The organism is Saccharopolyspora sp. NPDC000359 (genome assembly GCF_040300525.1).
Lineage (GTDB): Bacteria > Actinomycetota > Actinomycetes > Mycobacteriales > Pseudonocardiaceae > Saccharopolyspora.
On sequence record NZ_JBEPDU010000041.1, the window covers coordinates 18064 to 41255 of the forward strand.

40 protein-coding genes are annotated in these 23192 nt (G+C 68.3%); 35 read left to right on the forward strand and 5 right to left on the reverse strand.

Annotated features, from left to right (window positions below; translation table 11 throughout):
* Nucleotides 1–226 precede the first annotated feature (226 nt).
* On the reverse strand, nt 227–439 hold the full coding sequence (locus ABT324_RS24105; RefSeq protein WP_351181793.1) for a hypothetical protein: 213 nt from the start codon (nt 437–439) through the stop codon (nt 227–229).
* 173 nt (nt 440–612) lie between these two features.
* On the reverse strand, nt 613–948 hold the full coding sequence (locus tag ABT324_RS24110) for a helix-turn-helix domain-containing protein (RefSeq protein ID WP_351181796.1): 336 nt from the start codon (nt 946–948) through the stop codon (nt 613–615).
* A 189-nt stretch (nt 949–1137) separates the two neighbouring features.
* Here ABT324_RS24110 and ABT324_RS24115 point away from each other — a divergent pair, with 189 nt between their 5' ends.
* The 22 genes from ABT324_RS24115 to ABT324_RS24220 all read left to right on the forward strand — a co-directional run bounded on the left by ABT324_RS24115 (nt 1138) and on the right by ABT324_RS24220 (nt 10743).
* Complete coding sequence (locus ABT324_RS24115; RefSeq protein WP_351181799.1) at nt 1138–1383, forward strand: hypothetical protein; 246 nt, start codon at nt 1138–1140, stop codon at nt 1381–1383.
* Nucleotides 1380–1562, forward strand: coding sequence for a hypothetical protein (locus ABT324_RS24120; RefSeq protein WP_351181802.1), 183 nt, complete (start codon nt 1380–1382; stop codon nt 1560–1562). The genes ABT324_RS24115 and ABT324_RS24120 overlap by 4 nt, the downstream gene beginning before the upstream one ends.
* 74 nt (nt 1563–1636) lie before the next feature.
* Entirely contained in the window at nt 1637–1918 is a 282-nt protein-coding gene (locus ABT324_RS24125; protein WP_351181805.1) for a hypothetical protein, read from the forward strand.
* Between the two features lie 166 nt (nt 1919–2084).
* Nucleotides 2085–2879 carry a hypothetical protein gene (locus ABT324_RS24130; RefSeq protein WP_351181808.1) on the forward strand — a complete coding sequence of 265 codons (795 nt, stop codon included), beginning with the start codon at nt 2085–2087 and terminating at the stop codon, nt 2877–2879.
* Nucleotides 2876–3517: an ERF family protein gene (locus ABT324_RS24135; RefSeq protein WP_351181811.1), complete on the forward strand. Its 642-nt coding sequence runs from the start codon at nt 2876–2878 to the stop codon at nt 3515–3517. Before ABT324_RS24130 ends, ABT324_RS24135 begins: the two co-directional genes overlap by 4 nt.
* Nucleotides 3514–3852, forward strand: coding sequence for a hypothetical protein (locus ABT324_RS24140; protein WP_351181814.1), 339 nt, complete (start codon nt 3514–3516; stop codon nt 3850–3852). Before ABT324_RS24135 ends, ABT324_RS24140 begins: the two co-directional genes overlap by 4 nt.
* Before the next feature lie 2 nt (nt 3853–3854).
* Nucleotides 3855–4232, forward strand: a complete 378-nt coding sequence (locus ABT324_RS24145; protein ID WP_351181817.1) for a hypothetical protein — start codon at nt 3855–3857, stop codon at nt 4230–4232.
* Nucleotides 4229–4606, forward strand: coding sequence for an HNH endonuclease signature motif containing protein (locus ABT324_RS24150; protein ID WP_351181820.1), 378 nt, complete (start codon nt 4229–4231; stop codon nt 4604–4606). The genes ABT324_RS24145 and ABT324_RS24150 overlap by 4 nt, the downstream gene beginning before the upstream one ends.
* Before the next feature lie 68 nt (nt 4607–4674).
* Nucleotides 4675–5859, forward strand: a complete 1185-nt coding sequence (locus ABT324_RS24155; protein ID WP_351181823.1) for a hypothetical protein — start codon at nt 4675–4677, stop codon at nt 5857–5859.
* Complete coding sequence (locus ABT324_RS24160) at nt 5856–6383, forward strand: zinc finger domain-containing protein (protein WP_351181826.1); 528 nt, start codon at nt 5856–5858, stop codon at nt 6381–6383. Before ABT324_RS24155 ends, ABT324_RS24160 begins: the two co-directional genes overlap by 4 nt.
* 78 nt (nt 6384–6461) lie before the next feature.
* On the forward strand, nt 6462–6779 hold the full coding sequence (locus ABT324_RS24165; RefSeq protein WP_351181829.1) for a hypothetical protein: 318 nt from the start codon (nt 6462–6464) through the stop codon (nt 6777–6779).
* A gap of 3 nt (nt 6780–6782) precedes the next feature.
* Entirely contained in the window at nt 6783–7448 is a 666-nt protein-coding gene (locus ABT324_RS24170; RefSeq protein ID WP_351181832.1) for a WhiB family transcriptional regulator, read from the forward strand.
* On the forward strand, nt 7445–7738 hold the full coding sequence (locus ABT324_RS24175) for a hypothetical protein (RefSeq protein ID WP_351181835.1): 294 nt from the start codon (nt 7445–7447) through the stop codon (nt 7736–7738). The genes ABT324_RS24170 and ABT324_RS24175 overlap by 4 nt, the downstream gene beginning before the upstream one ends.
* A complete protein-coding gene (locus ABT324_RS24180) occupies nt 7735–7944 on the forward strand; it encodes a hypothetical protein (protein WP_351181838.1) in 210 nt (69 codons plus the stop codon). Before ABT324_RS24175 ends, ABT324_RS24180 begins: the two co-directional genes overlap by 4 nt.
* A gap of 35 nt (nt 7945–7979) precedes the next feature.
* Entirely contained in the window at nt 7980–8414 is a 435-nt protein-coding gene (gene ssb / locus ABT324_RS24185; protein WP_351181841.1) for a single-stranded DNA-binding protein, read from the forward strand.
* 12 nt (nt 8415–8426) lie between these two features.
* Nucleotides 8427–8732 carry a hypothetical protein gene (locus ABT324_RS24190; RefSeq protein WP_351181844.1) on the forward strand — a complete coding sequence of 102 codons (306 nt, stop codon included), beginning with the start codon at nt 8427–8429 and terminating at the stop codon, nt 8730–8732.
* A 22-nt stretch (nt 8733–8754) separates the two neighbouring features.
* The gene (locus ABT324_RS24195) at nt 8755–8934 is read left to right on the forward strand and encodes a hypothetical protein (protein WP_351181847.1); all 180 of its coding nucleotides are present in this window, start codon (nt 8755–8757) and stop codon (nt 8932–8934) included.
* Nucleotides 8931–9131, forward strand: coding sequence for a hypothetical protein (locus tag ABT324_RS24200; RefSeq protein WP_351181850.1), 201 nt, complete (start codon nt 8931–8933; stop codon nt 9129–9131). Before ABT324_RS24195 ends, ABT324_RS24200 begins: the two co-directional genes overlap by 4 nt.
* Entirely contained in the window at nt 9128–9529 is a 402-nt protein-coding gene (locus tag ABT324_RS24205; protein ID WP_351181853.1) for a hypothetical protein, read from the forward strand. The genes ABT324_RS24200 and ABT324_RS24205 overlap by 4 nt, the downstream gene beginning before the upstream one ends.
* Nucleotides 9526–9714, forward strand: a complete 189-nt coding sequence (locus ABT324_RS24210) for a hypothetical protein (protein WP_351181856.1) — start codon at nt 9526–9528, stop codon at nt 9712–9714. Before ABT324_RS24205 ends, ABT324_RS24210 begins: the two co-directional genes overlap by 4 nt.
* Nucleotides 9715–9787: 73 nt before the next feature.
* Nucleotides 9788–10444 carry a hypothetical protein gene (locus tag ABT324_RS24215; protein WP_351181859.1) on the forward strand — a complete coding sequence of 219 codons (657 nt, stop codon included), beginning with the start codon at nt 9788–9790 and terminating at the stop codon, nt 10442–10444.
* A gap of 71 nt (nt 10445–10515) precedes the next feature.
* On the forward strand, nt 10516–10743 hold the full coding sequence (locus ABT324_RS24220; RefSeq protein WP_351181862.1) for a hypothetical protein: 228 nt from the start codon (nt 10516–10518) through the stop codon (nt 10741–10743).
* A 576-nt stretch (nt 10744–11319) separates the two neighbouring features.
* Here ABT324_RS24220 and ABT324_RS24225 read toward each other — a convergent pair.
* The 3 genes from ABT324_RS24225 to ABT324_RS24235 all read right to left on the reverse strand — a co-directional run bounded on the left by ABT324_RS24225 (nt 11320) and on the right by ABT324_RS24235 (nt 12743).
* Entirely contained in the window at nt 11320–11505 is a 186-nt protein-coding gene (locus ABT324_RS24225; protein ID WP_351181865.1) for a hypothetical protein, read from the reverse strand.
* Between the two features lie 366 nt (nt 11506–11871).
* Entirely contained in the window at nt 11872–12336 is a 465-nt protein-coding gene (locus ABT324_RS24230; RefSeq protein WP_351181868.1) for a hypothetical protein, read from the reverse strand.
* Complete coding sequence (locus ABT324_RS24235) at nt 12333–12743, reverse strand: hypothetical protein (protein ID WP_351181871.1); 411 nt, start codon at nt 12741–12743, stop codon at nt 12333–12335. The genes ABT324_RS24230 and ABT324_RS24235 overlap by 4 nt, the downstream gene beginning before the upstream one ends.
* 57 nt (nt 12744–12800) lie before the next feature.
* On the opposite strand from ABT324_RS24235, the gene ABT324_RS24240 reads away from it, so the two are divergent.
* From ABT324_RS24240 to ABT324_RS24300, 13 genes are all read left to right on the forward strand, one after another.
* A complete protein-coding gene (locus tag ABT324_RS24240) occupies nt 12801–13157 on the forward strand; it encodes an HNH endonuclease (RefSeq protein ID WP_351181874.1) in 357 nt (118 codons plus the stop codon).
* A 273-nt stretch (nt 13158–13430) separates the two neighbouring features.
* A complete protein-coding gene (locus tag ABT324_RS24245; RefSeq protein ID WP_351181878.1) occupies nt 13431–15110 on the forward strand; it encodes an Eco57I restriction-modification methylase domain-containing protein in 1680 nt (559 codons plus the stop codon).
* Nucleotides 15107–15928: a PaeR7I family type II restriction endonuclease gene (locus ABT324_RS24250; protein WP_351181881.1), complete on the forward strand. Its 822-nt coding sequence runs from the start codon at nt 15107–15109 to the stop codon at nt 15926–15928. The genes ABT324_RS24245 and ABT324_RS24250 overlap by 4 nt, the downstream gene beginning before the upstream one ends.
* A 239-nt stretch (nt 15929–16167) precedes the next feature.
* Nucleotides 16168–16620 (forward strand): phage terminase small subunit P27 family, encoded by a 453-nt coding sequence (locus ABT324_RS24255; protein ID WP_351181884.1) that lies wholly within the window; start codon nt 16168–16170, stop codon nt 16618–16620.
* 7 nt (nt 16621–16627) lie between these two features.
* Complete coding sequence (locus tag ABT324_RS24260) at nt 16628–18340, forward strand: terminase large subunit (protein WP_351181887.1); 1713 nt, start codon at nt 16628–16630, stop codon at nt 18338–18340.
* 13 nt (nt 18341–18353) lie between these two features.
* The gene (locus tag ABT324_RS24265; protein ID WP_351181890.1) at nt 18354–18554 is read left to right on the forward strand and encodes a hypothetical protein; all 201 of its coding nucleotides are present in this window, start codon (nt 18354–18356) and stop codon (nt 18552–18554) included.
* 1 nt (nt 18555) lies between these two features.
* Nucleotides 18556–19818, forward strand: coding sequence for a phage portal protein (locus tag ABT324_RS24270; protein WP_351181893.1), 1263 nt, complete (start codon nt 18556–18558; stop codon nt 19816–19818).
* Complete coding sequence (locus ABT324_RS24275; protein ID WP_351181896.1) at nt 19818–20615, forward strand: HK97 family phage prohead protease; 798 nt, start codon at nt 19818–19820, stop codon at nt 20613–20615. Before ABT324_RS24270 ends, ABT324_RS24275 begins: the two co-directional genes overlap by 1 nt.
* Nucleotides 20599–21846: a phage major capsid protein gene (locus ABT324_RS24280; RefSeq protein WP_351181899.1), complete on the forward strand. Its 1248-nt coding sequence runs from the start codon at nt 20599–20601 to the stop codon at nt 21844–21846. The genes ABT324_RS24275 and ABT324_RS24280 overlap by 17 nt, the downstream gene beginning before the upstream one ends.
* Nucleotides 21846–22052, forward strand: coding sequence for a hypothetical protein (locus ABT324_RS24285; protein WP_351181902.1), 207 nt, complete (start codon nt 21846–21848; stop codon nt 22050–22052). Before ABT324_RS24280 ends, ABT324_RS24285 begins: the two co-directional genes overlap by 1 nt.
* On the forward strand, nt 22027–22563 hold the full coding sequence (locus ABT324_RS24290; RefSeq protein ID WP_351181905.1) for a hypothetical protein: 537 nt from the start codon (nt 22027–22029) through the stop codon (nt 22561–22563). The genes ABT324_RS24285 and ABT324_RS24290 overlap by 26 nt, the downstream gene beginning before the upstream one ends.
* On the forward strand, nt 22560–22907 hold the full coding sequence (locus ABT324_RS24295; protein ID WP_351181908.1) for a head-tail adaptor protein: 348 nt from the start codon (nt 22560–22562) through the stop codon (nt 22905–22907). The genes ABT324_RS24290 and ABT324_RS24295 overlap by 4 nt, the downstream gene beginning before the upstream one ends.
* Entirely contained in the window at nt 22907–23191 is a 285-nt protein-coding gene (locus tag ABT324_RS24300; protein ID WP_351181911.1) for a hypothetical protein, read from the forward strand. The genes ABT324_RS24295 and ABT324_RS24300 overlap by 1 nt, the downstream gene beginning before the upstream one ends.
* Nucleotide 23192: the final 1 nt, after the last annotated feature.

The following is a 23192-nucleotide window of genomic DNA, read 5'->3' on the forward strand; positions in this document are numbered from 1 at the left end:
ACCGCCGATCGTTCGGCGCGGACCGCCGCGGCGCGCAAGGCCGCGCACGACAGGTTCGAGCGTGAGGTTGATCCAGATGGTGCCCTATCGGACTCTGAGCGTGCCCGCCGGGCAGAGCATGCCCGCAAGGCGTATTTCCTTGAGCTCTCCCGGAAAGCCGCTGCGGCGCGGTCAGCCGCCGCAGGAAAGCGTCGATCGGCTGCCGCGGATAGCTGATGGATGACTGCTAGTTCGCGGTGGCAACGTCAAGAGCCTTGGCCAGTGCTCCGATGCAGGCGAGCGCGGCCGACGGCGTGAGCTCGAACGGGTCCCCTGCCCCCTCGCGGGTGATCGTGATGGTGCGGTGCCCCCCGATGCTTTCGACGGCGAATTGCAGAGTGTCGCCGCTCTCCCCCGACACGACTGCGATGCTGTGGCGATCCCAGGTGTTGCGTGACAACGCGTACTCCATCCGCTGTCGGCGATGTGTCCCCCTTGCGCAGTTAGCATCGTTCGCAGCTCGCAGTTTCGCTACTGTGTTCGACAGATTTCCTGTAGACGGTTCACCTTTACCGATTCAGACGGTCGGCCCTGCTCGTTCTTTCGAGTGATCCGGCGCGCGCCTACGTGACATCACTCCGGACTGCCACTACTCCGCTTGACGCGCCTGGCCATTTCCGCAATCAGCTCGTCATCACTGAGCTCGGTTGGGCTCGGGTGGAGCTCCACCCCGGCACCGGCCTCTTCTGGGGTGATCACGCCGGACTCGGCCAGTAGCTCAAGCAGCGGAACCCGGAGCGCCGCGGCTGCGGCGCGGGCGTTCTTGATGTTCGGCGGGTAGCCCTTCTTCCACCGGAAGATGACCGACTGAGACAGGCCAGCCGCGGCGGCTAGGTCTTTCACCTCCCAGCCCCGCTGGCCAAGTTGTCGGTCGATGTAGAGGGGCCATCCTGCGGGCGTCTCTTCCATGCATCGCAGTCTAGTCGCATGCATGAGACTGAAGGTCACGCGTTGAGCAAGATCGGCGGAACGGCGTAACGCGCCACCTGGACCCACCTCCGAGTAGGCCAAAAGCAACTCGTGCCACTGTTGCAACGCGTTGGACTGATGGGCTAGATTCGCATCCATGCAAGCAACTCCAACGAATTGGACGACCGCGTGACCCCCCAGCCCACCGCCAGAGGCGCAGCCATCCGGAACCGGGCCGCCGCGCACGGCATTGACATCAGCCACCGCGACGGCGCCGACCAGCTCGCCGCACGCCTCGGCGTGCACACCGCCACCGTGTACCGGGCCCTCAACGGCACCACCATGCCGGGCGGGCGGTTCGCCGCCGGGTACGCCGCAGCGTTCGGGGCCGACGCGCTCGCCGACCTCTACCCCGCTGCCGAGCGTGCGGCATGACCCGCGCCGAGTGCATCGCCACCGCCGGGCGCGTCTTCCGTGAAGCGCTCGCCGAGATGGCCGCGTTGCCGCCCCGGCAGGCCGCCGAGCTCGCCTACTACCCCGGCAGCCCGTCCGTCGACGAACTCGAACGGCGCATCACCGACCTGCGCCGGGCCCCGTTGCAGCAGGCCGCGTGAACGACGAAACCCCCGCCGCGCCAAGGCGCAACGGGGGCTCTCGCAGGACGAACAAACCCACCACAGGAGTGAACGTGCCGGAAGAGTACAGCGGCATCACCGAATTCGCTTCGCGGTACGCGGCTACCCGAGTCGCGACCACGCGGGATGTCCCGAATGGACAGTGCGAATGGTGCCAGATGCACGGCGCGGTGTGCGCCGTGCTGATCACGTGGTGCCCGCGCCCCGACGTGCTCTCGGACGGCGTGGCCGAGTGCTGCGCCGCGTGCGCCGAATCGCGCATCCAGCGGGCGGTCGATGACGCGATCGACGGATCGCTGGTGCAGGTCGAGCTCTACGACGGCGCCGCCGCATGACCGTGATCGCGTTCGTGCCTTCCCGAACCTGCCAGCTGTGCGGCGGGCACCAGGAGCTCGACGTGCAGCCGCTCGACGGCCGCGCCTCGGCCCGGACGCCCTGCCCGCTGTGCACCTCCCCTGCCCCGCTTCACCACTTCCTCACACCGCGAAAGGACGTTCGAGCATGAGCAAGCCCAGCCCCCGCAAGGGCATCGTGCGGGTGGACTACCCGAACTACCACCGCTACCGGATCGACGGCCGGTGGGCCGTCGGCGTCACCACCGCTCTGAAGGGCATCCCGAAGGACGACGCGTTGAAACGCTGGTCCGCCCGAGTGGTCGCCGAGCACGCGGTGGCGAACATCTACGACCTCAAGCGGATGATCGACAGGGACGGCAACGGCCCCGCGATCAGCTATCTGAAGGAGCTGCCGAACCAGCGCCGCGACGAAGCCAAGGTGCGCGGCACCGAGGTTCACGCGCTGGCCGAGCGCTACATCAAGGGCGACGAGATCCAGGTGCCCGAACACCTCGAACCGTACGTGCGCGGGTACGCCGCCTACATCGAGGACTGGAACCCGACAACCGTCCACGAAGAGCTGACCGTGGCCAGCCGGACGCACCTCTACGCGGGCACGCTCGACTCGATCCAGGACATTCCTGGTCTCGGCCGCGTGCTGGTGGACTACAAGACCAGCGGCGGGGTCTACGGCGAGTACGCGTTGCAGTGCGCCGCCTACCGCCACGCCGAGGTCTACCTCGACGCCGACGGCGACGAACAGCCGATGATCCCGGTCGACGCGGTGTTCATCCTGCACATCCAGCCCGACGACTACGCGCTGATCCCCGTGCAGGCCGACGACGCGGCGTTCGCCGCCTACCTCACCGCGCAGGCCAACTACGTCACCAACGTGCAGTCCCGCAAGCTCGAAAAGCTGCTCGGCGCCCCGCTGGCGCGGCCGGTGGGTGATGCGGCGTGAACGTCCACGAAGCCATCACCGCCGTCATGGAAGACGTACGCGCCATCGAGAAGGGCGACCGCAACGACTTCCACAACTTCGCCTTCCGGGGCATCGACCGCGTGCTGAACCGGGTCGGTCCGGCGCTGCGCGTCCACGGCCTGGTGGTGACTCCGGAACTGCGGTCGCTGGACTCCCGCGACATCACCACCTCGAAGGGCAAGAAAGAGCGCGAGGTCACCGTGACGGTGGCCTACCACTTCCGGGGCCCGGAGGGCGACGTACTCGACCCCCCGGTGGTCGTGCCCGGTGAAGCCTCGGACTCCGGCGACAAGGCCGTGGCCAAGGCCATGAGCGTCGCTCAGCGCACCGCCTACATCCAGGCGTTCAACATCCCCACCGGCGAGACCGACCCCGACCAGCACAACATCACCCGCGCCGTCGATCCGCTCGTGAAGGTCAAGACCGAGATCTGGGCCGAGGCCGAGAAACGCGGCTGGATCACCGGCGACGGCTACCAGAAGCTCGCCGAGGACTTCACCGCGTGGAGCAACGGCAGCGACATCACCGAGGCCGACGAGAAGCCTCTGCGCGACTACCTCGCGCACATCCGTCCGAAGCGCACCATGCGCCGCAGCAACGGAGGGCAGCAGTCATGACCGGGCAGCTCGCGCTCGGCCTCGCCGACCGGCACCAGGGGCAGGCCGCCGCACTCGCGGCGGCCACCGCCGGACACCGCGACTACCGGCACCGGCTCGAAACCGTGCTCGCCGAGTTCGTCGCCGCCCGCGCGCCGTTCACCGCCGACGACCTCCGCCAGGCCGCCGGGGAACCCGACGGCGACCGGCCGAACGTCTTGCCGTCGGTGATCGGGGTCGCCGCTGCGCAGCGGGTGATCGTGCCCGCTGGGGAGTACCGCAGCTGCCGCCGGGAACGCCGGGCGTCCCGCAACCGCGTGTGGATCGCCTGCCCGCCGGACGGGGGTGCGGTGTGACCGTGTCGTACGAATCGCTGACGCCGGTGCAGATCGAGCAGAAGTTGCGGCAGTGCGTCACCGACCTCACCAAGGCCGAGCAGGCGTTGCGTACGGCTCGTGACGACGAGACGCAGGCCGAAGTCGACTACCGCTCGGCCTACCGGCAGGCCATGCTCTCGCCGGACCGGCCGAAGGTCACCCGTGGCGGCTACACCACCAGCGAACGGGACGCGTGGGTAGACGAGCAGTGCGCCGAGCAGTGGCAGGTGTACCGGATCGCCCAGACCCAGCGGGAAGCCGCGCAAGACCACCTCCGCACTGTGCGGGACATCGCGACCGCGGTGCAGTCGCTCGGCGCGCTGGTGCGGACCGCCTACGCCGTGGCCGGGTCCTCATGAGCCCGGCCCCGACCGCCCGAACCCGCACCGTCGTCACGCACCGCGCCGAGCGGCACGGCTGGCCGCTGTGCGAGCGCTGCGGGGTCGCCCTCGGCACCAACGTGCACCATCGACGGCCCCGCGGCGCGGGCGGCAGCAAGGACCCGGCCACCAACACCCCGTCGAACTTGCTGCTGCTGTGCGGGTCCGGCACGACCGGGTGCCACGGCTGGGTCGAGTCGAACCGGGCCGCCGCCTACCGGCACGGGTGGCTGCTGCGTTCCTGGCAGGTCCCGCTCGACGTCCCGGTGCGCATCCACGACCGCGGCCTGGTCCTGCTCGACGACCACGGCGGGATGACCTCAGCGCCGGAATCGCCGAGCAGCGCCGCCTGAACCACCAGAACCGTCCAGGCCGGGCCCGAACACGTCCCCGGCCGTCCGATTCCCCGAAAGGTCCGCCCGTGGCCCCCAAGCCCACCGATCGCCGCGAGTTCGTGCGCCTGTCCGTCGACCTGCCCACGCACCCCAAGCTCGCCGAGCTCGAAGACCTGCCCGCCGCCGGATGGCTCTACGTCGTCGGACTCTGCTATGCCGGGCAGCACCTCACCGACGGCGAGATCCCCGTCGCGGTCGTCTGCCGCATGGCCGGGGTCGGCCGCGACGTCGCCGACGCGCTGCTGGCCGCCGGGTTGTGGCACCCCACCAACCACACCTGCGGACGCTGCCCGCAGCCGTCCACGACCGGCCGCGTGGTGGTGCACGACTACCTCGCGCACCAGCGCAGCCACGACGACGCCAACGCCACCCGCGAGGCTGCCCGCAAGGCGGCGAACGCCCGGTGGTCCAAGCGCCGGGCCGCCCGCGACCAGGACGCCGACACCGTCGATGCGCAACGCAATGCGGATCGCATGCGCGATGCATCCGCGCCGCAGTGCGACTCCACCGAACCGCACGACGCAGAGCACCGTGGCGCCGAGGTGGAGACCGAAGCAACGCCGTCTTCCGGTGCAGGCGCGTCACCAAAACCGCAGGTCGATGCGGACCGCAATGCGGATCGCATGCGCACCGCATCCCGTTCGCAATGCGATTTCGATGCAGAGGGAGAGGTAGAGGGAGAGGAAGATAAAGACGCACCTAACGGTGCGTCTGCTCGCGCGGGCGCGCGAGCGCGGCGGACGCGCACGCGAGGAACCACCACCCTCGCCCAGCTCGCCGACTCCGCAGTGAAGCCGACCGCCCGGACGCTGGTCGACAGCTGGCGCAACTCCCAGCCCGAACAGGCCCGGCACCGGCCGCAGATGATCTACCAGCTGTCCAAAGTGGTCGACGGCCTGCTGCGTGACGGCGCCGAGCCCGCGCTCATCCGGGCCGCGCTCGATGAGTGGGACGCCCGAACCGACGTCCGCAGCCCCAAAATCCTCCCGAACCTCTATGACGACGCGGTGAAGCGCGCCAGGGGCACCCGTTCCGGGCGCCAGGATGGCCGCTCCGCGCGCGGAGAGAAGATGCGCGCCTACCTCAACCCGGACGGCAATCACGACCCGCACAGGGCTGCGCAGGCCGTTGCCGCGATCGGCGACCCCATCAACCCCGATTTCGACGCCATTTTCGGCGCCTCCACCACCTTGAGGGAGCTCACCGCATGAACACCGACGAAGTGCGCGCATGCATGGCCGTCGCCGCAGCGATCGACCCGACCATGCCCGCCGCCGACGACGACGTGGTGGCGGTGTGGGCCGCCATGCTCGACGACGTGCCCGGCAAGATCGGCGCGAGCGCCGTGCACTGGTACTACCGGTCCGATGCCTACCGCGACCACAAGCGCACGATCACCCCGGCCGACATCTTCGGGTACTACAAGCGGCAGGCAAACGACTGGCGCGAGAAGCAGAAAGCCAAGGAGATCATCGCCGCCGAGCGTGCGATTGAAGCGGCGCCGCGCGAGCTGCCGTCGATTCACGGGCTGTTCGCGAGGTTCCAGGCGGAGAAGCGTGGCCAGGACCCGGACATGGCCGAGGCCGACGCGAGCGCGCGCCGGTTCGTCATGACGGTGACCTGCCCGTACTGCAAGGCGCAGCCTGGCCAGCAGTGCACGACCATCACGGGCCGCGTCTTGGCGCGAGAGCTGGCGCACCCGAAACGGATCGAGGTCGCGCACGCGCACATCTAGTTGTATTCATGAGAGCGACTCCATATCATGCAAGCAACTCGCAGCCCGTCGAGAACCACCACAGACCGAAGGACCACAGTGGACACGATCCGCGTCACGCTGCCCGTCCCAGCGCCCGGCGAGACCGTCGAGCACTCCCAAGACGGCTACGTGATCCTCATCGAGAACACCAACACCATCACCGAGCCCGTCGGGCCCGAGGTCGGCGAAATCGTCGGCTACACCGTCGTCGAGACCGACAACACCGGCAACCACGTGCACGCCGCCGCCGTCGAGCAGCGCCCCCAGCGCACCCGCGTCCGCAACACCACGTTGTGCGACCGCTCCGGCACCCCGCTGACGATCGTCACGTGCTCGCAGTGCCGGGCCCGCCTCGAAAAGGCCGGGGCGCTCTGAGCCATGACCGCCACCATCACCCCCGCGACCACGTTCCGGTGCAAGCGCGGCCACCTGCTGACCGACGAAAACGTCTACTGGGTTCGCGGCACCCACGGGCAGACCCGCCGGTGCCGCACCTGTAGGCGACTGGCCAACAAGCGCTACGCCGCCCGACGGGACGCCCAGCCCGGCGTCACCACGATGCCCGACCGGCCCACCGCCACCAGCATCGGCGACATCAGCTGGCACGCCGACGCCGCGTGCTCCGGCGCCAACCTCGCGCTGTTCTTCCCCAACGACGGCGAAACCGGCATCCCCGACCGGGCCCGCAACGCCGCCGAAACCCACTGCGCGAACTGCCCCGTACGGGACCGCTGCGACACCGACGCAACCGCACTACGCGAGTACGGGCTGTGGGGCGGCAAGTGGCGGGCGCGCGACAGCCGCACCCGCCAGTACCGCATCACCGACCTGGTGAACGGCGAACCTTCCGACGAGTGGGTCGATGACGTCACCGTTGAGCGCGCCGTCAACGGCCACGCCGTCGGCCGCAAGCTCACCGCGGCCGAGCGCGCCGCCGTCGCCCGCGAGCTCGCCGACCGCGGCTACGGCTCCACCCACATCGCCGACGCCCTCGGTGTCAGCGGCACCACTGCAACCCGACTGCTCAAGGACACCACCACATGACCGCCACCCGGACCGCGCCGCCCGGGCTCGCCCTCGACACGCCGCCCTGCTCGATGTGTGGGGAAAGCACCGACGCGACCCCCGATCGCACCTTCGACTGCCGGACCTGCGGTTGTTCGTGGAGCATCGACGACCCCGAGCAGCACGGCGAATGGTTCGAGCCCGATGCACCGCAGTGCCCCGACACCATCCAGCCCCGCGGCGAAATCGTCCGCTGCCTGCTGCACGCCGGACATGGCGGCAAGTGGCACTACGCCGACGGCTACAGCTGGACGGGGGCGAGCGCATGATTCGCTCCACCGTCCACACCGCCCGCAAATCCCACTGGTGCGATACCTGCGATCGACGAGCGATCCGCCCCGGCCAGCGCTACCACAAAGCCGCCGCGTCCCCCGGAATCGACCTGATCAACGAAACGCAGCACTGGCAGACCTTCCGCGAATGCGCCGACTGCGCCGACCGCTACGGCCGCGGCCACCTCATCGCCGCGCCATGACCACCCGCTGACCAAGCACGAACGAGAGGTACCCGATGGCACTACCCGACCTGCACGGCGTCGGCCGACTGACCGACGACCCCGAACTGCGATTCGCCCCGTCCGGCGCCGCGGTCTGCACCATGACGTTGGCGTTCAACGCGCGCCGGAAGGACCAGACCGGCGAATGGGTCGACGGCGACTCGTTTTTCATCCGCGCCACCGCGTTCCGGGACATGGCCGAGCACATCGCCGAATCCCTCACCAAGGGCGCCGAGGTGATCGTGACGGGACGCCTCAAGACCGACCAGTGGGAAGACAAGAACAGCGGCCAGAAGCGCAGCGCGCCGTCGCTGCTGATCGACTCCATCGGCCCGAACCTGCGTGGCGCGACTGCGAACGTCACCAAGGCCAACCGCGCCACCGCAGGCCAGCCCGGCGATCCGTGGGGTGCCGTGCCGCAGCGCTCTAGCAACGAACCCCCGTTCTGATCGGAGAGGCGCGTGCAGGACTACGACGACGATCCGGATTTCGACAGCCTCGACGAGGACGAGTTCGAGTTCGTCGAGGAGTTCGGGAGCCCGCCCCCGGACGAACCTGACCTCGACGATTTCGACGACGAGTCCGCCGGTCAGGGGAAAGAAGAACCCGACTGTTTCGACTGCAACGACGCCGGATGCCGCAGCTGCGACCCGACACCCTTCCAACAGCGCGTCGACAACATCCGCGCGAAGCTCGCCCCCCTCTTCCACCGCGTCTACTGCCGGTTCGTCCGCCGTGACCAGCTCGACGACGAACCTCCGTTCTGAACCGAGAGGATCGAAGAAGCGCATGCACGCCGTGCACATCCTGTCCCCCGACAGCATCGCCGGACGCGCCCAGCGCGACCGCATCACCGCGGCACTCGAAACCGCCGACCAGGCGTGGAGCGACGACACCGCGACCGACGACGCCACCTACTTCGAGCACCTGGCCGCCGCCGCGCTCGCCGAGATGGGAACCAAGCTGTGAACGACCCCTACGCCCTGCTCAACGACCTCGACAGCGGCGTTGCCGTCGACGCACTGCGCGACGTGCTCGGGCTGACCCCGCCGCCGATGCACCCCGGCGACGACCCCGAGCTGCACGCGATCCTCACCGATGGCTGGACGACGTGCTTGGAAACCGTGCGCCGCACCATCGCCGACAAGCTCGGCGGTGCCCGATGACCACCCGCAGTCGTAATCGCCGATCCGCCAAAGCCGCCGGGTCCCGTTTCGAGCGGCAGGTAGCCGACTACCTCGCCACCCACGTCGATGACCGGATCGACCGCCGCCCGAAGACCGGCGCGCGCGATCGCGGCGACATCGGCGGCCTGCGCACCCTCGGCGGGTTCGGCGGCCGGGTCGTCGCCGAGTGCAAGAACACCACCCGCCTCGACCTCGCCGGTTGGGCCGCCGAAGCCGAGACCGAGCGCGGCAACGACGACGCCGTGGCCGCCGTCATCGTCCACAAGCGACACGGCGTTTCCGACGTCGGCCAGCAGTGGGTGACCTGCACCCTCGACGACCTGGTGGCCCTGCTCTCCGGCCACCGCCCCAACCCTGCCCCGGAGGTGACCGCGTGACCTTCCCGCCCCAGCTCGACCGCCGCCGCCTCGCCGCCGGGGTCGCCAAGCCCAACACCCCGGCCGAACGCCGCGCCGCCGCGCTCCACGTCGCCAGCAGCGCGCACGACGCCGTCGACTGCGCCCAGCTGCTGGACATGCTCGGACTCTCGGTGGCCGACGCCCGCACGGAGGTGTCCGCGTGACCGCCGCCCGCAGCTGAACCGACTGCCCGGCCAGCAGCACACCCGCTGGCCGGGCCCTCCCGGAGGTGACACCGTGCACGACAACACCGCACCCTGCACCATCGACCGCTGCAGCCACGCCGCCGACCACGGCCGCTACTGCTGCAGCCAGTGCGCCGAGCAGCTGCGCCACTGGCTCCGCGAGATCGAGGACTACGACGCCGCCACCACGGCCACGCCCGGCCGCGGCGGCGATGGTGGCCGACGATCCCCCGGCTACGGCTCCCGCCCACCCGCACGACTCGACGTGATCGCCGCCCGCGACCCCCGCTCGGTGCCGCACCAGCTCGGCCCCGACGACACCGACGGAGATGTGCGCTCGATCCTCGGCACCCTCCACAGCCTCGCCAGCTGGATCGCCGAAGAAGCCGACGACCTGCGCCCCACCCACATCCCCACCATCGCCACCGAAACTCGCTACCTGCGAGGCCGGATCGACTGGTGCACCAGCCAGCAGTGGATCGACGAACTCGCCGACGACCTCCACCAGCTGCACACCCAAGCCCGCCGCCTAGCCGGAGAATCACCGAAGCCGCTCGCACCCTGCCCGGACTGCTGCGGTCCGCTGTGGCCGGTCGGCAACACCAACGTGCTCGCGGTCCGGTGCAGCGACTGCGGCAGCTCCTACGACGGGCTCGGCCTGCTGCTACTCGGCCAGCAGGCCGCGTTCGAGAGGGCCGGGGCAGCATGATCGGGCGACCTCACGGCGCACCCGCCGTGTCGCGCTGGAACAGCACCACCAGGAGCAGCATGATCCGGGCCATGATCACCCCCGACCTTGACCAGCTGCGCGCCAGCATGGAAACCGCGAAGGCCGCCGAGGCGCGGTTCTGGGACCGCATGACCGAACTCGGCATCCCCGACGGCCAAGCCTGGGACGCCCTCCGCGTCGCCCTAGCCGAGATCCAGGACGGCGCCGACCACACCGACCCCTGGGCCGTCGCCGCCAACCGAATCGCTACCAACCTGCAGTGGAGTCCGACACCATGAACCGACGCCCGCCGATCGTCCGGTACCGCGACGGCCGCGCCCTGGTTGACCGAGCCAGCCTCGCGCGCCTGTCCGGCCGCTCGGTGCACACCATCCGCGGCGCCTGTCCCGTCGCCGACCGCGACCGCGGCACCGGCCGCCCGCTCTACGACGCCCAGCAGTGCGCCCAGATCCTTGCAGCCATCCCCACCAGAAAAAGTGGCATCTGCCGACATTTGACAGCCTCTGCCACCACTGCTTAGATCACCCTTCAGCGGGGAGAAGTGTGCCCGCAGTCCTTCGCCTCAGATCGGCCAAGTTCTCGCTCAACGAAACTCGTCGAGCCGCCCAATAAGCCGCGTTTTAGTCCCCACGCAACCTGAGGCCGCCGTAGCCGCTGACCAGCAACGTTGCCCTGCTGGCCAACCAATCCGTGTCGAGCACCCGGATATGGGGCGACGTACCTAGTCAAGGGATGAACGAGTATTGTTGCAGTCGTAGCCGCCATGTACACGTAATCAAGTGACCATGATGGTTACCCGACGGGACGGCGGCCGGGGGCCAACCAACCGCCGTCCCCAGGGAGGGGCTGATGGGCTACGGATACATTCCGTGGCCCATCAGCAGCATCCCATGCGCAAGCGTTGCGATCGCGAAGATCAGCAAGCGCATCGTGTTGTGCAGTTCAGCACAGCAACACTGCTTCCGCCTCATGCGGTTCACCTCCTTTCTGCTTCGGAGGTGCGCGCACAGGTTACCGAGCTGCCGCGCGTAGCCGATCACCGGGTCTATTGTGAGCACCCGCAATGACCAGCAGTTTTTGCTGGTTTACTGGTTTTCGAGCCGTCGAACAAGGCGCCAACCCAGATCTGTAGACGCGTGCAGCCAGCCAGGGAGGTGACCGATGGTCGCCTCCTCGATCACCGACTCGGACCAGGCTCGCGTGCGCGAAGCTGCACGAGCAGGGCAAGATCCGCAACGGCATCGCGAAATGCTGGGTCGCTCGCCCTCGACCGTGCGCCACGAATGATCCGGGTGCGTTTCCCGGCCGCCACTCGCGCACCATCCGCGAGCTTCGGACCTGCGACTCTCAGCTCGTAAGAATGTTTCCGAAGTGGTCCCGAACCGCCGAAGCGGACCGGGACCGCCTCATGCCCCGCGCTTGCGCTTGACCTCGGAAAGGGTTCCGTCGAGATCGCGACGCCACCGGCGGTCGTTGCCGTCGGTGAACTCGATCACTCGGGGAACCCACGACCGTGCTCGTCCCGGCCGGTCTAGCGCGTCCAAGATCGCGCTCCTCAACAGGCTCTCCGCATCGGTCCCGAGCAGCGTGCGAGCATCGATCGGCTGTTGCGCGGGCGGCCAGCAGCCGCGCTCGGCGGGTTCGCTCTGGCCGTCAAATTCGACGGAAACCGCCCAGATCGGCAAGCCGCTGGTGTTGACGTACTTCGGAATACCATCCTCGTCCCAGACTGCAACTTTGGCCGCGTGCTGCTCACGATCGCGCTGCCGCGCCATCCGATACTGCCGCCCCGCGAACCACGCAGAACAGGCAGCGATGAAAGCCGCCAGGACGGGAACCACGTTCCGAGTGTCGTTGAACCACTCGATCACCCGGGCATCGCCGCCAACGAGCCCTCGAACTTCGCCTGCTGGTCCTCTGGTGTTCGGGCCGCGGCATACTGCAATACCACTGCGCCATGTCGGAACGCGTTTTCGCCAAACCGGTCTGCGATCTTGGTAGCGGCAGCCTCGTCCGGGAAGACCATGATGGTGACCGCATCCGTTGTGATCATCTGGGTGCACCCGAACCGTTCACAGTTCCCGCTCGTGTTGTCCCGCGGGTTCGGCACCATCAGGCCGTCACGCTGGAACTGCTCGACCACCTGCTGTGCCGTCGGCGCCTCGCTCGCCGAGCCGCTTCCGCACGCCGACACACCCGCCAGGCACGCGCCCACCAGAGCAGCGGACCACCACCGCATCATCGGTTCCTCTCGATCAACCGGGTAGCCGAATGCCACCCGTGATCGTTCATCGTCGATCGACCTCGATCAGGTACCCAGCAAACGGGTGAACCCATGCCAACTGCACCACCCACCCGATGCAACGCAGACGGCTGCACCGAGCTCACCACCACCGGCCGATGCGAGGCACACCAGCGCAAGCCGTGGCAGCAGCGCAGCCGACACCAGCCCCGCGGCCGACTCGCCCGCCGCGACCGCGTGTTCAAGGCCGAGCACCTACGCCTCGAACCCCAGTGCCGCAGCTGCGGGCAGGCCGCCGAGCAGGTCGACCACATCCGGCCCCTAAGTCAGGGCGGCGCGATGTTCGACCACGCCAACGCACAGTCGCTGTGCGCCAGCTGCCACGACCACAAGACCCGCGCTGAGAACGCCGCTCGCAACCGATCAGCAGCCCGGCGCGCTGGTGGGTAGGGGTCTTCAGATCACAGCGCCCGCCTGGCTGGCAGGGCGCCGCCGGAGTCGCGCGTCTCGTGTCTCAAAATCCGCCAACGGGGCGTGCGAGCGCGGTCAGGCTGGACGCCGGTGCTCCCTACGAGCTGCTCCGGCACTGGCGGCCCGCAATCGGTGTGGTGGCCGTCGCTGCGGCAGCGACTTCCCTGTCTTGGAGGCCAATAGCTGATCTACGACAGCTGGGCATGGGCGTCGGTCGTTGAGAGTTCAGTGCCGACTCGTAGAGTAAGTCAGGTGACGCTGACCAATCCCGTTCCAACCGCGAGCTACGGCGAGGTCTTCACTCGCCGCTGGGTAGTCGACGTGCTGCTCGACCTCACCGGTTACACCTCGGACCGAGACCTTGGCGCTCTGCGCTTGCTAGAGCCGTCTTGCGGGTCTGGGGCGTTTCTTGGGCCAGCGGTTGAGCGGTTGATCGAGTCGGCCCAAGCACATGGTCGGGACTTTGCGTCGCTCGGTGAAGCCGTGAGGGCTTACGACCTCCAACCGGGGCATGTCGGCCTGGCACGCGAGCTCTGCAAGAACCTACTCACGACGGCCGGTGCCTCTGGAGCGGTTGCCGCGACATTGGCGGAGCAGTGGGTTCAACACGCCGACTTCTTGTTGGAAAGGGAGGTGGAGGACCGGCAGGTAGACGTGGTGATCGGTAATCCGCCGTACATTCGCTATGATGACCTTTCTGAGGCTGCGGCAGCAAACTACCGTCGTGCCTGGCGGACCATGCGCGGCCGAGGTGATATATATGTCGGCTTTTTCGAGAGATCACTCCGTATGCTCGCGCCAGGAGGCAAGATCGGTTTCATTTGCGCCGACCGGTGGATGCGAAACCAGTACGGCTCCGCGCTCCGTGAGCTTGTAGCGAGCCGATACGCCGTTGAGCACGTCTGGACGATGCATGATGTTAATGCCTTTGAGACGCAGGTTTCGGCGTACCCGGCCATTACTGTCCTGGCGAACAAACCGCAGGGCTCCGTCGTGGTCGCCGACACCACGGTCGGGTTCGGTGAGGCTTCGGCTCAAGCGCTCGCGAAATGGTCCCGCGACGAATCTCTGGTGGGTTTCGCCGACACTGCGGTGAAAGCACATCGGTTGCCGCACTGGTTCGATGGATGTGAACTCTGGCCAACTGGGTCGCCAGCCAGATTGGCGCTGATTGAGTATCTCAACGACATGTTCTTCCCGCTTCATGATCCAGGGGGCACTGGGACGAAGGTGTCGATCGGTGTCGCTACCGGCGCTGACAAGGTGTACGTGACCAAGGATCCGGACGTGGCTGAGCCCGACCGAATCCTTCCGCTGGCGATGCGTCATGATCTAACGTCCGGAACATTTGAGTGGCAGGGCAACTATCTGATTAATCCGTGGGATGATGATGGATCTCTAGTCTCGCTCGGCGACTATCCGCGCATGTCGGCGTATCTGTCGCAGTATCCGGAACTGCGCGCGCGGCACGTTGCGAAGAAAGCTCCCTTGGCTTGGTACCGGACGATTGACAAGGTGAATGCCGATCTTGTTCCGAGGCCGAAGCTGCTACTCCAGGATATGAAGTCACACATACACCCTGTCCTGGAACCGGGTGGCTACTATCCGCACCACAATCTGTATTACGTCGTTTCTGACAAGTGGGATATGGAGGTCCTCGGCGGTCTCCTTCTGTCGCGGGTAGCCCAGGCGTTCATCGAGGCGTACTGCGTCCGAATGCGTGGCGGAACTCTGCGATTTCAAGCCCAGTACTTGAAGCGTCTTCGAGTGCCTGACCCGTTGGTGCTCGAACGCGATAAGGCTACGTGGAACGCACTGCGCGTTGCCTTCCGTGCCCGGGATGTTGCGGGTGCAACCGACGCTGCAGCGAGGGCGTACGGTATCAATCTGGCTGATTTTGACCTCGCGCCGACGAAGGATGCGGCAGAGTGACCGCTGTGACAGCCACCTTCAACGACTACGACGCAGCGGTGCGTGCCTTCTGGGCAGGTCGAGACCTGCAATCGCAGAAGCAAATCGATTCCGGCAAGGTCGACGCCGGAACCCGAGGATCTGTTACAGGCGGCGGGCACTTGAACGCCATGCACGATCTGATTGCGGGGCAGTTCAGTCCGCTCCTCACGCTTGGTGCCGAAATACGTAAGAGCGGTATTATCCCGCTTCCTGGCCACTACCGGCGGGCGAAGAACTGGGACATTGTGGTCACCTACCAAGGAATTCTCGTCGCCGCGATTGAATGCAAGTCGCAAGTAGGATCGTTCGGGAACAACTTTAATAACCGTACTGAGGAAGCGATCGGCAATGCGGTTGACCTTTGGAGGGCCTACGAGGCTGGGCTCGTGGGCAAGGTGAAGCCGTGGCTTGGATTTGTGTTCGTGATCGAGCACTCGCCCGGCTCCACAACAGCTGTCAGAGACCAGGGCAAGCCGCTTTACCGTACTGACCCAACTTTTGACGACTCCTCCTACACGGAACGCTATAGAATCCTATTTCAGCGCTTGGTTCGCGAGCGTCTCTATGATGCGACATGCCTTATTAGTACCGCGAAAGGCGAAGGCATCCACGACGAACCGTTGCTTGAAGTGTCCACGAAGAACCTCACGGCGGCGATCGCCGGACGGGTTGAGTACATCAAAGGACTCCAACCCAGCACGTTGCAGCAGGAGGGCTCGGGCCCGTCGCAGCTGTCACTTCACCCCGACTTGACCAGTGGAAACGGGAGTGGTAGCAGAGCGGCAACGGAGGAGTGACCACCATGCATGGCGGAAGGCTGAAACAGGAGGCGGGCGAATGCCTTGAACCTGTTTCAGCCTCGCCTTCTTTCTGGAATGCTGAGTCGCCGCCAACTCCCTAGAACAAGTAGGCCGAGGTGCGTGGCCAATACGCCGGGAAAGACGATTAAGGAATTGCCGAAGTAGTCCCGCGTGCGGGCTAGCATAGGGTTTGAAGCAGGGAGGCACCTGTGGGTAGGACTATGCAGCCTGCGGCGTTGAAGTTGCTCAATGGGCGAGGGAACGGAACGGACTCAGGTGGCCGGAAGGTTGCGACGGGGCCAGCATTCCGGCGGATCGCCCCGGAGGCACCTGAGTGGCTGTCGGCTGAGGCCGCGGCCGAGTGGGATCGCGTGGTGCCTGGTCTGCAGCGGCTCGACATCCTTAAGGAAGAGGATCGGGCGGTCCTGGTCGCCTACTGCGAAACGTGGGCCCGGTTCGTAGCGGCGACCCGGAACGTGCAGGAGAACGGGTTGACGGTGACGAACCGGTCGACCCGCAAGGATGGCACTGAGTCGGAGTGGACGACGACGAACCCAGCGGTGGGGATCGCGAAAGCGGCTGGAACAGAACTGCGTGCGTTCGCGGCGCACTTCGGGTTGACCCCGTCGACCGAGGCCGCCCTGTCCAAGGGGGGTTCGGGTGGCGAGGAAGAGGACAACCCGTTCTGAGCCTGAGTTGCCCGACGATGCCGAGCTGGAGCGGTTGAAGCTTTCGCCGGAAGTCGCCTGGTTTCTGCTCTCGCGCGGCATCCCGCTGCCGGACTGCCCGCCGCTGGTCAAGACGCCCGAGCCTCGCGATGTGGCGGGCGCGGTGTTCGACGCCGAGCGCGTCGACCGCGTGCTGCGGTCGTTCGGCGCGCTGGTGCACACGCAGGGCCAGTGGGCGGGGCGGTCGCTGCGGCCGGATCCGTGGCAGATCGCCTACGTGCTGGCGCCGGTGTTCGGGTGGGTGCGCTACGACGAGGCCGCCGGTGGGTACGTGCGGATCGTCAACCAGCTGTACGTCGACGTGCCCAGGAAGAACGGCAAGTCGACGCTCTCGGGTGGGATCGCGATCTACATGGCGTGCGCGGACGGGGAGCCCGGCGCGCAGGTGGTCACCGCGGCGAGCTCGGAGCGGCAGGCCGGGTTCGTGTTTGGCCCGATCAAGACGCTGGCGGAGAAGTCCCCGGCGCTCAAGGGTCGGGTGCGGGCGCACCAGAAGAGGGTCGTGCACCCGAAGTCTGGTAGCTACATCGAGGTCGTCAGCAGCGCGGCGGACGCCCAGCACGGTGCGAACCTGCACTGCGGGATCGTCGACGAGCTGCACGTGCACAAGACCCCGGACTTGGTCGAGACGATCGAGACCGGCACCGGCTCGCGCACGCAGCCGTTGATCGTCATCATCACCACCGCGGACTCGGGGCGGCGAGGCACGATCTACGACCGCAAACGGCGCCGGGTCGAGCAGCTGGCCGCCGGGGTGCTGTCCGACCCGACCACCTACGGGGTGGTGTGGGCCGCCGAGCCCGCCGACGACCCGTTCGCCGAATCGACGTGGCGCAAGGCCAACCCCGGTTTCGGGGTGTCGCCGACCAGGGCGTACTTGGCGCGGGCCGCGGCCGAGGCGCAGCAGTCCCCGGCCGATCTGGCGAAGTTCCTGCGCCTGCACTGCGGGCTGCGCACCAAGCAGGAAACCCGGTTCCTCACGATGGAGTCCTGGGACCGCAACGCCTCGCTCGTCGACGAAACCAAGCTGTCCGGGCGGGAGGCGTACGGCGGGCTCGACCTCGCCTCGACGAGCGACTTGTGCGCGCTGTGCTGGCTGTTCCCCGACGACGTCCGCGGCGGTTACGACGCGCTGCTGCGGTTGTGGACGCCGGAGGCGAATCTGCCTGCGCTGGACAAGCGCACCGCGGGGGAAGCGTCGGTGTGGGCCCGTCAGGGGATGTTGACGGTGACGCCGGGCAACGTGGCCGACTACGACTGGATCAGGTTGCAGATCGAGCGCGACGTGGACGCCTTCGACGTCCGGTCGATCGGGTTCGACCCGTGGAACGCCACCCAGTTGACCAACGACCTGACCGAGGCCGGGGCGCCGCTGGTGAAGGTCCGCCAGGGGTTCGTGACCCTGTCGCCGCCGCTGAAGGAGCTTCAGCGGTTGCTGCTGGCCGGGACCGAGGAACGGCCGCTGCTGCGGCACGGCGGGAATCCGGCGTGGCGGTGGCAGGTCGACAACCTCGCGGTCGCGACTGATCCGGCCGGGAACGTCAAGCCGGACAAGGCCAACAGCGGCGACAAGATCGACGGCGTGGCCGCGCTGGTCAACGCCCTGTCCGAGGCCATGACCCGCAAGCCCCTTCAACGCTCCGCGTACGAGGACGACGACGCCGAGCTGATCATCATCTGAACAGGAGGCCGTGATGCGCGAGTACCGACGGCACCTCGGCCGCCGCGTGCTGCTGCACCTCGATGGCGCGACCCTCGACGGCGTCCTGGTGCGCGCCGACCGCGACACCCTCACCCTGCGCGAAGCCCGGATGCTCTCGGCGCTGGAGCCGTCCGACATGGACGGCGAGCTCATCGTGGAGCGCGTCCGCCTGGTGTGGATGCAGGTGGTGTGACGTGGTGGTGTTCAGCTCCGGCGGCGCGCTGGCCGGAACCACGTTTTCGTCGCTGTCGGTCCCGTGGCAGGTCGACGGCACCGTGATCGTCCCCGATCCCGGCATCCCGCTGGTCGAGGCGGCCAGCGACGCCCCCGGCGTGTGGCGTACGCAGCCGTCGGTGCGCAAGGTCGTGGACTTCATCGCCCGCAATGTCGCGAGCGTGCCGTTGCACGTGTTCGAGCGGCGCAGCGTCAACGACCGGCCCCGTGTCACCGACCATCCGCTGGCCTGGCTGCTGGCCGAACCCGCGCCGGGTGTGACGCCGTTTCGGTTCTGGCACGGCATTCTCGTCGACTTCCTGCTGCATGACCGGTGGTGCGCCCAGCTGCTCCCGAACGCCGACACTAACTCGGGGTACGAGCTGCGGCGCATCCCCGCGTCCCGCATGCGGCTGCTCGACGACGGCTGGGGCCGCGTAGCCGCGGTGCACATCGTCGACCCCGACGGCCAGGCCGCCGAGCACGACCCGGCCGGATTCGTGTTCGATCACGGCTGGGGCGGGGCCAACGGGGTGCCGCCGATCGAGACCCTGCACACGATCCTCGCCGAGTCCGCCGAAGCCGTGGCCTACCGGCGCGGGGTCTGGAAGAACGGCGCGCGGGTGCCGATGGTGATCGAGCGCCCCGCGGATGCACCCGCGTGGTCGGAGTCCTCGCGAAACCGGTTCGTGGAGATGTGGCGCCGGTTCACCCGCGGTGGCGGGCAGGAGGGCGGCACGCCACTGCTGGAAGACGGCATGACCGTCAAGGAAGTCAGCGCCTTCACCCCGCGCGACGCCCAGGACATCGAAGGCCGCCGCCTCACCGACGCCGAAGTGGCCAGCGCCTACCACATCGCCCCGGAGCTGGTCGGTGCGCGTGAGGGCACCTACTCGAACATCGAGGCGTACCGGCAGATGCTCTACCGCGACAACCTCGGGCCCTGGCTGACGCAGATCGAGCAGACCTGCAACGCGCTGCTCGTCCCGCAGCTCGACCGCGCCGGGCAGCTCTACGTCGAGGCCAACGTGGAAGCGAAGTTGCGCGGCAGCTTCGAGGAACAGGCCCGGATCTTGCAGGCGTCCACCGGCGGGCCGTGGTTGACCCGCAACGAGGCCCGCGCCCGCGCGAACCTGCCCGCGCTGGAAGGCGCCGACGAGCTGGTGGTGCCGCTCAACGTCACCGAGGGCGGGTTGGCGTCCCCGCAGGACACCGCGCCCGACGAAGCCATGAGGGAGTCGTGATGCCGCAGACCAAGGATTTCGGCGCGCGTGTGAAGGCCGCCGGGGACGCCGACGGGCTCGCCGAGGGCGAGTTCACCGCCCTGGTATCGGTGTTCGGCAACGTCGACAGCGTGGGCGATGTGGTGGTACCGGGAGCGTTCGCCGATTCGCTGGCGGAGTGGGCCGCCAAGGGCGACCCGCTGCCGGTGATCTGGGCGCACGACTGGTCCGACCCGTACAGCCACATCGGCCACGTCACCCAGGCCGAGGAAACCGCCGACGGCCTGGTGGTCACCGGGCAACTGGACCTCGACAACCCCAAGGCCCTGCAGGTCTACCGGCTGCTCAAGGGCCGCCGGGTCACGCAGTTCTCGTTCGCCTACGACATCGAGGACGCGGCACCGGCCGAGCGGGACGGCCGCGAGGTCTACGAGCTGCGCAAGCTGCGGGTGCACGAGGTCGGGCCGTGCCTGATCGGCGCGAACCAGGAAACCCAGCTGCTCGCCGCCAAGGCCCGCCGCCTCGCAGAGGGCGCGAAGGCCGGGCGGGTTCTCTCGGCGAAGAACTACGAGGCGCTGCGCGCCGCCTACGAGCAGATCGGCGAAGTCCTCGCCGCCGCCGAACCCACCGACGAGAAGACCGCCGCACCGACCGGTGCGGACATCCCCGACCAGGACACCGGCCAGCCCGAGCCCGCCGCCGCCAGCGACCCGAACGGGGCGCCCGCGAAGTCGGCCAGCCCGCGGCCCGCCCAGGTGGCCGCTTGGTCTCAACTGCACGAACTACTGACGGGAGTTCCCGATGCCGACGCTGCGTGAGCAGTACCAGGCGACCCTGGCGCGCGCGGCCGAGCTGGCCAAGAGCGCGACCGACGAGGGCCGCGAGTTCACCGACGACGAGGTGGCCGAGGTCGCCGAGCTCAAGGCCAAGGCCGACGAACTCGGCGCGAAGGTCAAGGCCGCCGACGAGGCGCAGGCCGCCGCCGCCGAGCTGGCGGGCAAGTCCGCCACTGCCACCGCGGTCACCTCGACCCGCGACCGCGACGAGCAGACCGACGCCGCCACGTTCGGCGAAGCGTTCGTCAAGTCCGCCGCCTACCAGGAGTTCCGTAAGGAGCACCCGGCCGGGGTGGGACAGGGCACGCCGGTCAACATCGGCCGCGTCAAGGTCGGCACGGCCGCGGACTGGTTCGCCCGCCGCAAGGCCACCCTCGACACCACCGTTGCCCGCATTCAGCCGGTGCGGATGCCGATGGTCGACATGATCGACCGCGACCGGCTGACGCTGCTGGACCTGATCGACCGCGGCCAGACGTCGGGGAACTTCGAGTACGTCCAGGTCACGTCGGTGACGCGCAACGCGGCGATCGTGGGTGAGGGAGGGCTCAAGCCGATCAGCGACATGGCGACGCAGCTGGCCGACGCCAAGGTCTACACCTACGCCGACGGCTACGACGTCACCAACCAGCTGCTCGCCGACGCCCCCGCGTTCGCCTCGTACATGAACAACGAACTGCGCTACAGCCTCGACTCGGTCGTCGAGGACAAGCTGCTCAACGGCAGCGGCGCGAACGGCGAACCGCGTGGCCTGCTCAACACCACCGGCGTGCAGGAACAGACCTACACCCCCGGCACCGACGCCAAGGAACTCGTGCGGGCCATCCGCAAGGGCATCACCAAGGTCACCCGGCTGCAGGGCGGCCAGGTCACCGCGGTGCTGATGAACCCGGAGGACGACGAGGCGCTGGATCTCATGGAAGACGGCAACCAGCGCTTCTACGGGCAGGGCCCGTTCGGCTCCGGCCCGGCCACGATCTGGGGCCGCCCGCGCGCGATCTCCGAACGGGTTCCGCAGGGCACGGTGATCCTCGGCGACTTCAAGCAGGTGGCGCTGCTGGACCGCGAGGGACTGAGCGTGCTGGCGTTCAACCAGCACAAGGACTACGCGCAGCGCAACATGACCTACGTCCGCGCCGAGCTGCGCGCCGCGCAGGTCATCTGGAAGCCGAACAGGTTGGTCGTCGTCAAGACCGTCGCTGCTGGCGCCTGATGGACGCCGAGCACCGCATGGTGACGGTGAACGGCATCCGCTACCGGCTCGAGGACGCCCAGCGCCTCGGCCTGGTCGCGGATGCCGCCGCCGACACCGTCACCGCGGAACCCGAGGCGAACACCAAGACCCGCGAGAAGCCCGTGCGCCACAAGGCACGCCGACCGGCAAGGGGTGCGCATGGCGGAAACGACACCGCTGGCTGATGCTGCTGCCCTCGCTCGGCTCACCGGGTTGCCCGCCGAGGACCCCGGACTGCTCGACGCCCTCAACCGGGCATCCGAGCGGTTCCGGGGCGCGGTCGGGCACCCGGTCACCGCCGTGGAACGCGACGAGATCGTGGTGGACGGCGACGGGTCGCGGTCACTGCTGCTGCCCGCCGTCCCCGTCACCGCCGTGCACCAGGTGGAGGTCGACGGCAAGCCGGTCACCGGCTACCAGTGGTCGCGCACCGGGTCGCTGCGCGCGGCCGGGTGCTGGCCGGACCGGCTCGGCGCTGTCCGGGTCGTCTACGACCACGGCTACCTGCCCGGTGAGATCCCCGGCGACATCTCCGATGTCGTGCTGGAGCAAGCGCAGATGATCCTCGACCAGGCGCCCGGCGTGGCCTCGCTGTCCACCGGTGGCGTCTCGGTGTCCTACCACCGTGTCGGGATCACCGAGGCGTGGTCGGCAGCGGTGGAGCGGCACCGGATCGGGCGGGGTGATGCGGCGTGATCTACGGCGAGACGATCACCGTCCTGCGTGCCCCGGTCGTGATCGACCGGTACGGCAACGAGGTGCGCGACTGGCCCAACGCCACCCGCACCACGGTTTCCGGGGTGTCGGTGCAGCCGCGGTCGGCCACCGAATCCGGCTCGGACGAGGCGCGGGAGATGGTCACCACCGGGTGGCGCATCTACACCCGCGCCGGGGTCGACCTCGACGTGGAGCCCACCGACCGCATCGAGTGGGCTGGCCGCACGCTGGAGGTCATTGGCGAGATCGCGCGGTGGCCGCACCCGGTCCGGCCGACCGCGGTGCACCACGTCGAGCTCGACGTGCAGCGCTGGAGCGGCTGATGGCGCGCGCTCAGATCCGCATCACCGACCGGGAGTGGCGGCGCATCGTCGCCCTGCCCAGCGTCCGCGCCGCACTGCGTCAGCGCGCGCAGTCCATCGCCGGGCGGGCCCGCGGCATCGCCGCCACCGAAACCCCCGGCGCCTCGATCACCACCGAGGAAGGCACCCGACCTCAAGGCCGTACCTACGCCCGCGTCGCCAGCGACGACCCCGAAGGCGAGTACGGCACCCAGACCCGCGAGCGCCGCCGCGTGCTCGGCCGCGCCGCCAACACCAAGGAGTAGC